The organism is Methylobacterium bullatum, assembly GCF_014845095.1.
GTDB classification, from domain to species: domain Bacteria; phylum Pseudomonadota; class Alphaproteobacteria; order Rhizobiales; family Beijerinckiaceae; genus Methylobacterium; species Methylobacterium bullatum.
The window spans coordinates 1-11,287 of sequence record NZ_NKUG01000108.1 but is presented as its reverse complement, the minus strand read 5'-3'; the positions used below and the strand labels follow the sequence as shown (position 1 = coordinate 11,287).

Genomic DNA, 11,287 nt, shown 5'->3' with positions numbered 1-11,287 from the left:
CGTCAAACGCCGCGGGCTTTGTCATGTCAAATGACATATCCAAACTCAGCGGGAACGCATCACGATCCAAAGCGCGTGGATCGAACCCGGCAGATAGAACAAAATGCACAGCAGGATGTTCAAAAAGAACTGAACCCCGATCCCGACGGTCAGAAGCACCGCGATCGGCGGCAGGAAAATCGCGATGAGAATGCGAATGAGGCTGGACACAGTGTTCCCCTGATCGATCATGTGATTGGTCGCTCCGGTGAACCGAAACGGCCGCGCTTAAGTTCCCTCGGCCTCGCTGTTCCCGCAGCGCGACTGGTCGTCATCTCATGCTGATCGAAGGCCTTCACTACCTGACGACGCCGGTACCGCGGGCGCAGCGGACGCTGGGGTATCTGCGCGAGAGCGTCCTGTTGATGTCGCGGTCGCGGCGTTGCCGCGCAGCATGGGCGGACCATCTCGATGCGGCCCGGTCCGCCATACGGCAATCCTGCGCAGATCTGGACCGTCGTCGCACCGCGGTGGTCCTCGGGTCGGGCCTCCTGGACGACGTACCCTTGGCTCATCTGGCCCAATGTTTCGAGCGCGTGATCCTCGTGGACATGGTCCATCTCTGGCCGGCACGCTGGGCGGCGCATCGCTATGCGAATGTCGCTCTGCAGGTCTCGGATCTGAGTGGATGCGTGAAATGGCTGAGAGGGGAGGGGGAGCGGTGTGCCGATCCTCTCTCGGTGTTCGATCGGCGTGACATCGACTTCGTCGTCTCAGCCAATTGTCTTTCGCAATTACCGATCCTGCCACTGGATTGGTTCGAGTCGCGCAACAGACCTCCTCCCGACGAACTCGGCCACAGTATCGTGGCGGGTCACCTCGAAGGATTGTCACGTCTGCAGACGCGTGTCTGTCTCATCGCCGATACCGAGCAGGTGACGGACAACCGCGAAGGCCAGCTCGTCGAACGGTCCGATCTTCTACATGGCATCGTCCTGCCCGAACCGGATCGGTCCTGGATCTGGGAGATCGCACCGTTCGGTGAAGTCGAACGACACAGAAGGGAGCGCCATCGCGTCCAGGCTCATCTCGATTGGCGACCATGAGAGATTGGCACGACGTCGTAGCGCCCGAACGAAAAAAGCCGCCCGGTCAGGGGCGGCTTCCGAATTGGTCGGGTAGCGGGTCCGATACCCTATTCCACAGTGGAGGGCGTATCGTCGGTGCTGTTGCTGCCGCCCTCGGAACTCTCCGATCCTTCGAAACGCGGACGGCGCCGACGACGGGGCTTGGGGGCGGTGGGAGAGGTATCGTCCTTCGATACGTCGCCGGCGAGATCCCGCGTCGGTTCCGGCGCGGCGGTCGGTTCCACGAAACGCTCAGGCACCGGCGGCGGGGCCACTGGGCGAGGAACGGCGGTCAGGAAGGCCGGAAGGGCCGCGACATCCTCGGAAGACCGCAGATCCGGCTCTTCCCGGCGACGGGAACGCCGCGGGGCCGTCTCCGAAGAACGACGGGCGTCGTTGCGGGCGGTGTCCTGACGGGGGGAATCCTGGCGAGCGGTTTCGAAGCGAACCGGTTCCTGGCGCGGACTCTCCTGACGATGAGCATCCTGCCGGGGCACTTCCTGACGTAAGGTGTCCTGGGGCGTCACATCCTGCTTCGGCTGAGCATCGCCGCCCTGAAATTCGCTGCGAGGGTTCTCGTAGCGGGAGCCGTCGTTGCGGCCTTCGTTACGACCCTGGGCACGATTGAAATCGGCACGGGGCTGGTCCTGCCGAGCATAATCCTGGCGCGCCTGGTCAGGCCTCGCCTGCTCGTTCCGCGGCTGCTCGTACCTCGGGCTTTCTTGCCTCGGGCTTTCTTGCCTCGTGTTTTCCTGCCTGTTGCCCTCGCCCCGGAAGGAATCCTGCCGGTTGTAATCCTGCCGACCACCGTCGTTGCGGTTTCCGTCGTAGCGAGAGCCCTCCTGGCGGCCGCCATCTTGCCGGTTGCCGTCTCGATTGCCCTCGAAACGCTGCGGGCGATCGTTGCGGTTCTGGAAGCGCTCCCGGCGTGGATGACGCTGATCCGACGGCGAGTCTTGCCGAGTATCTTGCCGGGTATCCTGGCGGGGCTCGTAGGATTGCGGCTGAGGCTGTGGCTGAGGCTGTTGGGCCGGATCGCCGTATTCCTCGTTATAGCCGTTGCCGTAGCCGTTGGCAGCATAGCCCAGGCTCGCGCCCTGACCCTCATCGTCGCCGTCGTCGTCATCGTCGTAGCCGTTACGGGCATACCCACCGTTCTGCTGGCGGTTCTGCTCCTGGGCACCCGAGATGATGCGGAAATAATGCTCGCCGTGCTGGAAGTAATTCTCGGCGGCCACCGGGTCACCACTGGCTTGCGCATCGCGCGCGAGCTGGGCGTATTTGTCGGCGATATGCTGCGCCGTCCCACGGATTTTTACATCCGGCCCGTTGGACTCGTAGGAACGCGTCAGCGGATTGGGACCTTTGGGGCGGTTGCGACCGCGCATCCGTCTATTCTGGTTTGGTCTCATCGGTCTCGATTGACCCTCGTTCAAATCGGAGCGTCTGATGATGCGGCGGGGCTACGGGCGAAGAAGGAGAACCCGTTTCGGGCACTTCCTAGTCCTCGTAGGATCCGGTCAGTGGTTCCGCGATCGATTTTGCCGTGCTCGCCGTATGTCCGGTCAACCGATTCCTGCGCTCACAGTGCGGCGCTCATCGGTCGTCTGGCACTCAATTCATCAAGCTTCCACACGGCGTCTCGTGCGTATCGGCTTGATGGTGGGGAGATCGTCTAAAAGTATCGCGTGCTAGACGCCGCCGACACTTCTACCTCGATCCGCCTTGACGGATCGTTCGCGACCTGACTGTGACACTAGCGACTCCCCAAGCCCACAACAAGCTCTTTTTCATCTCCTGTCGTCGTTGGCCGTTGGCGGACGTCCGGCCAGCGTGACGACACGGGCGTGGCCGGCCAGATCTTGCCTCACGGACCCCCGTGCGAACCCCGCCTCGCGGCCGATCCTCAATACGTCCTCGGCCTGATCATGGCCGACCTCGAAGACGAGGGCTCCGTCCGGGGTGAGCAGGGGACGACCGTCCGTCGCCCCGCTCACTTCCCTCACGATCCGTCTGTACGCCTCGAGTCCATCCTCGCCACCGTCGAGGGCACCGAGCGGATCATGGCAGCGGACTTCCCTGGACAAGGTCGAGATGATCGCGCTCGCGATGTAGGGCGGGTTCGAGAGGACGACGTCGAACGGCTTGCCGAGGGCGGAGCACCAATCCCCCGCGACGAAGGCGGCCCGCCTCCCGACACCGTTGATCCGGGCATTGGTCCGGGCGCAGGCGAGCGCTTCGTGCGAGCGGTCGAGGCCCACTCCGAAGGCCTGTTTCCATTCGCCGAGGAGCGAGACGAGAATGCAGCCGGATCCGGTTCCGAGATCGAGAAGGCGGAGGGGGCGGTCGCGGGTGGTGTGGAGCGCCAAAGCGGCATCGACGACGGTCTCGGTATCGGGCCGTGGCACCAGGGTCGCCGCGTTGAGGATGAACGGGAGGCCCCAGAACTCCCACTCGCCGAGGATGCGCGCCACGGGCTCGCCCGCGAGCCGCCGGAGCATCGCCTCCCCCAGCCGCAGGGCACCCTGCTCGCCGATGGGCTCCGCACCGGAAAGGGCGAGCTCTGTCGGCGTGATGCCGAGGACGTGGAGGAGGAGGAACCGGGCATCGCTTGCCCCAGCGTCGATCCCGGCTTGGGAAAAAGCCGCAACGGCATGGCGCAAGGCCTGCGAGCGGGACTGCCGAGGATCGATGCCGCCACTCACCGCGTCGTCTTCGGTCACGCCAAGTCGCGTGCCGCCAGGCTCGTTTACGCCAGGTTCGTTCACGCCATGCCTTCGGCGGCCATGAGTTCCGCCTGGTGCTCGGTGATGAGGGCATCCACGAGCTCGTCGAGGGCCTCTCCCGCGAGCACCTCTTCCAGCTTGTAGAGCGTGAGATTGATGCGATGGTCGGTGACCCGCGCCTGCGGGAAATTGTACGTGCGAATGCGCTCCGAACGATCGCCGGAACCGACCTGCGACTTGCGGTCCGCGGCCCGGACGGCGTCCTTTGCCGTGCGTTCCGCATCGTAGAGCTTGGCACGCAGGAGCGACATGGCGCGCGCCCGGTTCTTGTGCTGCGAGCGCTCTTCCTGGACGAAGATGACGATCCCGCTCGGCATGTGGGTGATGCGGATCGCCGATTCCGTCTTGTTGACGTGCTGGCCGCCGGCGCCCTGTGACCGCATCGTGTCGATCTTCAGGTCGGCATCGTTGACGACGATATCGACCTCCTCGGCTTCCGGCAGCACCGCCACCGTGGCGGCGGAAGTGTGAATCCGTCCCTGCGCTTCGGTGTCGGGCACGCGCTGGACGCGGTGCGCTCCGCTTTCGAACTTGAGCTTGGCGAAGACACCCTTGCCCTTCACCTCGGCGATGACTTCGCGATAGCCGCCGACGGTGCCTTCGCTCTCGGAAATGACGTCGACCTTCCAGCCCTTCAGGTCGGCGTATTTCGCGTACATGCGGAACAGGTCGCCGGCGAAGAGCGCGGCCTCGTCGCCGCCGGTGCCGGCGCGGATTTCGAGGATCGCGCTCTTCTCGTCGGCGGCGTCCTTGGGCAGCAGGATGACCTGGAGCGCCTTGTGGGCGGCCTCGAGCCCCGCTTCCGCATCGGGCTTCTCGGCGGCGGCGAGAGCGCGCATCTCGGCATCCCCCCCCGGCTCGTCGATGAGGGCCTCAATCTCGGCGAGGTTCGTCGCCGCGGCGCGGTAGGCGTGGATCGCCGCCACCACGCCGTCGAGCTCGGCCAGTTCCCTAGACAGCTGGACGAAGCTGTCGGAATCGGCCGAGCCTGCGCTGAGCGTGGCGGTGACGATGTCGTGCCGCGTCAGGATGGCGTCGAGACGGTCTGAAGGAATAGGGGTCATCGCCCGGAGGATACTCTCAACTGTGGAATACGCATGTCCGACGGACGTGCCGGGTCCGCGGGGGTGGTCGTGGCTCTCGGCAAGACGCCGTCACGCTCGCTAGATAGGCACGCCCTGCGCCTTGGCGAAGGCCGTGAGGACCGGCCTCAGGGAGGCACTGTCGCCCGCCCGTTCGATCTCCGCATCGATGAGGGCGGTGACGGCGGCCGCATCGAGGGCGAGCACCATCGCCTTGACCGGGCCGATGGAGGCCGGCGACATCGACAGGTTGCGGAAGCCGAGGCCGATCAGGGCCATCGCCTCCAGGGGCTTGCCGCCGATCTCGCCGCAGATGGTGACGGGGCAGCCGGCGGCGGTCGCCCGCTCCGCGATGAGGCGGAAGGCGCGCAGGGCCGGGATGCTCAGCGTGTCGAACCGGTCGGCGACGCGGCGGTTCTCGCGGTCCACCGCGAAGAGGAACTGCATCAGGTCGTTGGAGCCCACCGACAGGAAGTCGGCGACCTTGGCGATCTCGTCGATCTGGAACAGGAGCGAGGGCACCTCGACCATAACGCCGAGGCGGCAATCGCTCGGCAGGACGTGGCCGTGGCGGCGCAGATGCGCCTTCTCCCGGTCGACGATGGCCTTGGCGCGGACGAACTCGTCCACCGTGGCCACCATCGGGAACATGATCTTGAGGGGCCGGCCCGACGCGGCCCTGAGAAGCGCGCGCAGTTGCACCCGCAGCAGGGCGGGACGGTCGAGGCCGATGCGGATGGCGCGCCAGCCGAGGGCCGGGTTCTCCTCCTCGAGGGCCGGCATGTAGGGCAGGATCTTGTCGCCGCCGATATCGAGGGTGCGGATCGTCACCGGCAGGTCGCCGGTGGCCGAGAACACCGCCTCGTAGAGCGATTGCTGCTCGGCGGCGGACGGCATCCGCTGCGCCACCATGAACTGCAGCTCGGTGCGGAACAGGCCGATGCCCTCCGCCCCGGTCTCGTGGAGATGGGTCAGGTCCACCAGCAGCCCGGCATTGAGCTGCAGGCCGATGGCGACCCCGTCCGTGGTGACGGCCGGCAGGTCGCGAAGCGCCCGGTACTGTTCCTGGCGGCGCGCGCGCAGGCGGACCTGCTCGGCATAGGCCGCCTCGATCTCAGGGCCGGGCCGGACCTGGATCTCGCCGGTCACCCCGTCGACGATGATCGCATCACCCGCGTCGCAGAGCGCCGTGGCGTTGGCGATCTCGCCCACCGCCGGGATCCCGAGGGCGCGGGCGACGATGGCGATGTGGCTCGTTGGGCCGCCTTCCTCCAGCACCACGCCGCGCAGGGAAGCACGGTCGTAGTCGAGGAGGGCCGCCGGCCCCATGGAGCGGGCGACGAGGATCGCGTTCTCGGGGAGCTCACGATGCGTGCCGTTGCCCTCCGTGCCGATCAGCGTGCGCAGGAGGCGATTGGCGAGGTCGTCGAGGTCGTGCAGCCGGTCGCGCAGATACGGATCGCTCTGTCGCATCATCCGGGCGCGGTTGTCCGATTGGACACGCTCCACGGCGGCCTCCGCCGTGAGGCCGGAATGGACCGCCTCGCGCATCCGGCGCAGCCAGCCCTTGTCGTGGGCGAACATCCGCACGGTCTCCAGCACCTCGCGGGATTCGCCGGTGCCGATGATGTCGCCGCGCTCCACGAGTTCGTCGATGGCCGAGCGGACCTCGCCGATGGCCTCCTCCAGGCGCTCGACCTCGCGCTCCAGGTTCTCGGCGATGAGCTGCTTCACGATGATGCGCGGCTCGTGCAGCACCACGTGCCCGAGGCCGATGCCGTCGGCGAGCGCGACACCGCGCTGGCTCACGGCGCGGCGCGCGGCCGAGCCTGCGCCCGGTGCCAGGGATTGCAGTTCACCCGAAGCGATCATCTCGGACAGCACCATCGCCGTCGTCTGGAGCGCCTCGATCTCTTCCTCCGAATAGACCCGGTAAGTGAGGTTCTGCACCACGAGGACGCCGAGGGTGTTCCCCGCGCGCAGAAGCGGCACGCCGAGGAAGGCGTGGTAGGCCTCCTCCCCGGTCTCGGGCCGGTACGAGAAGGACGGATGCGACTGGGCGTCCGAAAGCGAGAGCGGTTCGGCGGTCTTGGCGATGAGGCCGACGAGGCCCTCGTCCGCCCGCATCCGGGTCAGGTGGACGGCCGAACGGTTCAGGCCCTCGGTGGCAAACAATTCGAGCGTGTTGTCATCGCTCAGCACATAGACCGAGCAGACCTCGGCGATGACGTTCGCCGCGATGAGGGTGACGATACGATCGAGACGTGCCTGTGGACTGACCGGCTCCGCCATCGCTTCGCGGAGGCGGCGCAGCAGCAGGCGCGGGCCTCCGGGCGCAGCAGGCATGGTCTCCTCGATCCGAATTCAGTCCCCCGAGGCCCGCCTGCGCAAGTTTCGTGCGCGGCGACGGGGGCGGCGCTCAAGCCTGATCGAGGCCGTATAGCGAGTGGAGCGTGCGCACGGCAAGCTCCGTGTAAGCCGCATCGATCAATACGGAAAACTTGATTTCCGACGTGGTGATCGCGCGGATGTTGATTCCCTTCTGCGCGAGCGCCCTGAATGCCTTGGCGGCGACGCCCGCATGGCTGCGCATGCCGACGCCGATGGCCGAAACCTTCACGACATCGGTGGCGCCCTCGATCTGGGCGAATTCGATGATGCCGCTCTGGGCGTCGAGAATCTTGCGGGCGCGGTCGTAATCGGCGGAGGGGACCGTGAAGGTCATGTCCGTGGTCGACTGGTCGCCCGACACGGTCTGGATGATCATGTCGACGTTGATGTTGGCGTCCGCCAGCGGCCCGAAGATCGCCGCGGCGACGCCGGGGCTGTCCTTGACGCGCCGGAGGGTGATCTGCGCCTCGTCCTTCGAGAAGGCGATCCCGGTGATGATCTGCTGTTCCACGATGTCGTCCTCGTCGCAGATGAGGGTGCCTGTGCGGGCGTTGTCGGGCGGGTCGAAGCTGGAGCGCACCGTGGTCGGTACGCGATGGACCATGGCGAGTTCGACGGAGCGGACCTGGAGCACCTTGGCTCCGAGGGAGGCCATCTCCAGCATCTCCTCGAAGGTCACGCGCTCCATGCGCCGGGCCTTCTGCACCACGCGCGGGTCGGTGGTGTAGACGCCGTCGACGTCGGTGTAGATGTCGCAGCGCTCGGCGCCGATGGCGGCGGCGATGGCCACCGCGCTGGTATCCGAGCCGCCCCGGCCGAGCGTGGTGACGCGGCCGGTCTCGGCGTGAATGCCTTGGAAGCCTGCGATCACGGCGACTTCACCGCGGGCGAAGCCGGCATCGAGATTCTTGGGGTCGATCGCCTCGATCCGTGCCGAGCCATGGGCATCGGAGGTCTCGATGGGGATCTGCCAGCCCTGCCAGGAGCGGGCCTTGATGCCGTTCTTCCGGAGCGCCGTGGCGAGGAGGCCCGCGGTGACGAGTTCGCCCGAGGCGACGACGGCGTCGTACTCGGCCTCGTCGTAGAGCGGGTTGGCGTCCTTGACCCAGGCCACCAGTTCGTTGGTCTTGCCGGACATGGCCGAGACCACGACGGCGACGTCGTAGCCGGCCTCGATCTCGCGCGCCACGTGGAGGGCCACGTTGCGGATACGGTCCACGGTCGCCACCGATGTGCCGCCGAACTTCATCACCAAACGGGGCATGTCGGGTCCGCGTCGATCCATTCCAGAGCCGGCTGTCCGCCGGGAGCACGGCGCTTTATCGGCTTCGAGCCGGAGCGGCGTCCCGCCGCTGTACCGGCCGGTGCTTCGGCGGGTACAAGGGCACTTCGGACGTGTCAACAATCGGGCATGCGGGCGGGATGGCCCGCATCCGGGTCGGAAGGTCAGGCGAATGAACCCAGCGGCATCTTCTTCCATCGACGCCGAGGAAGTCGCGCGCTTCGAGGGCATCGCCGCGACGTGGTGGGCCGAGGACGGGCCGATGAAGGTGCTGCACCGGTTCAACCCGGTGCGCCTCGCCTATGTCCGCGACGCGATCTGCCGGGAATTCGGCCGCGACCCGCGCATGCCCTATCCGCTGAAGGGGCTGACCATCGTCGATGTCGGCTGCGGCGGCGGTGTCCTGTCCGAGCCCCTGGCGCGCCTCGGCGCCACCGTCACGGGGCTCGATCCGGCGCCCACCAACATCGCCGTGGCGCGTTCCCATGCGCAGGCCGGGGGCGTGGCGGTGGATTACCGCTCTCAAACCATCGAGGAGGTGGTGGCGGCGGGCGAGCGGTTCGACGTCGTCCTAATTATGGAGGTGGTGGAGCACGTGGTCGACATGCCGGCCTTCGTCGCCAGCGCCTGCCAGGCGGTGAAGCCGGGCGGTCTCCTGTTCGCCGCCACCCTGAACCGCACGATGCGCTCCTTCGCGCTGGCCATCGTCGGAGCGGAATACGTCCTCGGCTGGCTGCCGCGCGGAACCCACGACTGGAACAAGTTCGTGAAGCCTGACGAACTGTCCCGCGCCATCGCACGCGGCGGCCTCTCCGTCACTGATACCACCGGCGTCGTATTCAATCCCCTCGACGGGAGCTGGCGGCCCGCCCGCGACACGGCGGTGAACTACATGGTCGCGGCCGCCCGTCCGGCCTGAACCGGGTGCGCCCCTCCTCGTTGACCACGCGAATCGACGAGGAGACATCATGCTGGAAAAGCTTCCGCACGCGGTCGGCGCGGCCCTGTCGGGCCTGAAGGCCGGGCTCGACACGACCGCCTACCACCGGGATTTCGGGAGCGTGCCCGAGACGATCTCGCTGACGAGTCCGGCCTTCGCCGACGGGGCGAGCCTTCCTGCGCGCTTGACCGCCGATGGGCCGGGCGTCTCGCCGCCGCTGTCATGGAGCGGCCTGCCGGCCGGTACGAGCCGCGTGGTGCTTCTGGTGGAGGATGCCGGCAGCCCGACTCCGAAACCCCTCGTCCATCTCATCGCCTGGAATCTCGCCGCGAGCGAAAGCCTTCCCGAAGGCGCTCTCGCCAGCGCCGCCGGTGAGGGATCGCAGCATGACCTCGGGCAGAACAGCTTTCTCAAGGACCAATGGCTGCCGCCGGACCCGCCCACCGGACATGGCCCCCACGCCTACCTGTTCCAGATCTACGCCCTGGATGCTCCGCTCGATCTGCCGGCGAGTCCGGGACGTGCCGCGCTCATTGAGGCCATGACGGGTCGAGTCCTCGCCAAGGGCTGCCTGACCGGACTCTACGAGCGCCGCTGATGCCGCCGCTTGCGCCGATGCCGCCAATCAGTGCAAGCGCGCTCAAGCAAAAGGCGCTGCGGCTCAAGGGAGGATCGGCATGAAGGCTTTGCTCTGCACCAGGCTCGGCGGCCCCGAGGATCTCGCAATCGTCGAAGTGGCCGATCCGGTCGCCGGTCCCGGCGAGGCCGTGGTGCGGGTGACGCTGGCGGCGCTGAACTTCTTCGATACGCTGATCATCGCAGGGCGCTATCAGGTGAAGCCCGATCTGCCGTTCTCGCCCGGCGGCGAAGCGGTCGGAATCATTGAGGCCCTCGGGGAGGGCGCCGAGGGTTTCGAGGTCGGCGACCGCGTCATCGTCCACCGCACCTACGGCACCTGCGCCGAGCGCATCGCGGTGGGCACCCGGCATCTCACCCCCGTCCCCGATGCGGTGAGCGACGAGCAGGCCGCCGGCCTCACCATCACCTACGGCACCTCGCTCCACGCCCTGCGGGATCGCGCGAAGCTTCAGCCCGGCGAGACGCTGGCGGTTCTCGGCGCCTCGGGCGGCGTCGGCCTCGCCGCTGTGGAACTCGGCGTGATCATGGGCGCGAAGGTGATCGCCTGCGCCTCCTCGCCGGACAAGCTCGCGGTGGCGCAGGCGCACGGCGCCGAGTTGGGGCTCGATTACAGCGCGGACAATCTGCGCGAGGGGTTGAAGAAGCTCACCGAGGGACGGGGCGTCGACGTGATCTACGATCCCATCGGCGGCGACTACGCCGAACCTGCGCTCCGTTCGCTCGGCTGGAAGGGGCGCTACCTCGTCATCGGCTTCGCGGCCGGCGACATCCCGCGCATTCCCCTCAACCTCGCTCTCTTGAAGGGCATCGACATCCAGGGCGTGCATTGGGGGGTGTTCGTGGAGCGCGAGCCGGAGGCCCACCGGGCGAACCAGGAACAGCTCCTCGCCTGGGTGGCGGAGGGGCGCCTCAAGGCCAAGATCCACGGCACTTATCCGATGATCGAATACGAGAACGCGCTCGGCATCCTCAAGCGCCGCGAGGCCGTGGGCAAGGTGCTGCTGCGGCCGTGAGTCGGGCAAGCCCTCCTCCCCCTTGTGGGGAGGAGTTGGAGGTGGGGG

General features: G+C 67.2%; 10 protein-coding genes. 4 read left to right on the top strand and 6 right to left on the bottom strand.

Annotation, left to right across the window (positions count from 1 at the left end):
• Positions 1-45: 45 nt before the first annotated feature.
• Entirely contained in the window at positions 46-210 is a 165-nt protein-coding gene (locus MBTS_RS15765; RefSeq protein WP_026175630.1) for a YqaE/Pmp3 family membrane protein, read from the bottom strand.
• Positions 211-317: 107 nt separating this feature from the next.
• Between MBTS_RS15765 and MBTS_RS15760 the strand changes: the two genes are divergently transcribed.
• Positions 318-1,085 (top strand): hypothetical protein, encoded by a 768-nt coding sequence (locus MBTS_RS15760; protein ID WP_192215994.1) that lies wholly within the window; start codon positions 318-320, stop codon positions 1,083-1,085.
• A gap of 89 nt (positions 1,086-1,174) precedes the next feature.
• Here MBTS_RS15760 and MBTS_RS15755 read toward each other — a convergent pair whose 3' ends face one another.
• The 5 genes from MBTS_RS15755 to MBTS_RS15735 all read right to left on the bottom strand — a co-directional run bounded on the left by MBTS_RS15755 (position 1,175) and on the right by MBTS_RS15735 (position 8,629).
• Positions 1,175-2,494 (bottom strand): DUF4167 domain-containing protein, encoded by a 1,320-nt coding sequence (locus MBTS_RS15755; RefSeq protein WP_192215993.1) that lies wholly within the window; start codon positions 2,492-2,494, stop codon positions 1,175-1,177.
• A 402-nt stretch (positions 2,495-2,896) separates the two neighbouring features.
• Positions 2,897-3,829, bottom strand: coding sequence for a peptide chain release factor N(5)-glutamine methyltransferase (prmC, locus tag MBTS_RS15750; RefSeq protein ID WP_147832876.1), 933 nt, complete (start codon positions 3,827-3,829; stop codon positions 2,897-2,899).
• A 41-nt stretch (positions 3,830-3,870) separates the two neighbouring features.
• Positions 3,871-4,956 (bottom strand): peptide chain release factor 1, encoded by a 1,086-nt coding sequence (gene prfA / locus MBTS_RS15745; RefSeq protein ID WP_018042072.1) that lies wholly within the window; start codon positions 4,954-4,956, stop codon positions 3,871-3,873.
• A gap of 99 nt (positions 4,957-5,055) precedes the next feature.
• Entirely contained in the window at positions 5,056-7,320 is a 2,265-nt protein-coding gene (gene ptsP, locus MBTS_RS15740; protein ID WP_018042073.1) for a phosphoenolpyruvate--protein phosphotransferase, read from the bottom strand.
• A gap of 73 nt (positions 7,321-7,393) precedes the next feature.
• On the bottom strand, positions 7,394-8,629 hold the full coding sequence (locus MBTS_RS15735; RefSeq protein WP_056142585.1) for an aspartate kinase: 1,236 nt from the start codon (positions 8,627-8,629) through the stop codon (positions 7,394-7,396).
• Positions 8,630-8,819: 190 nt separating this feature from the next.
• On the opposite strand from MBTS_RS15735, the gene ubiG reads away from it, so the two are divergent.
• The 3 genes from ubiG (at position 8,820) to MBTS_RS15720 (ending at position 11,239) form a co-directional block, all read left to right on the top strand.
• Positions 8,820-9,566, top strand: coding sequence for a bifunctional 2-polyprenyl-6-hydroxyphenol methylase/3-demethylubiquinol 3-O-methyltransferase UbiG (ubiG, locus tag MBTS_RS15730; RefSeq protein ID WP_056142588.1), 747 nt, complete (start codon positions 8,820-8,822; stop codon positions 9,564-9,566).
• Between the two features lie 49 nt (positions 9,567-9,615).
• A complete protein-coding gene (locus tag MBTS_RS15725; RefSeq protein WP_056142591.1) occupies positions 9,616-10,185 on the top strand; it encodes a YbhB/YbcL family Raf kinase inhibitor-like protein in 570 nt (189 codons plus the stop codon).
• A 79-nt stretch (positions 10,186-10,264) separates the two neighbouring features.
• Positions 10,265-11,239, top strand: coding sequence for an NADPH:quinone oxidoreductase family protein (locus tag MBTS_RS15720; protein ID WP_192215992.1), 975 nt, complete (start codon positions 10,265-10,267; stop codon positions 11,237-11,239).
• Positions 11,240-11,287: the final 48 nt, after the last annotated feature.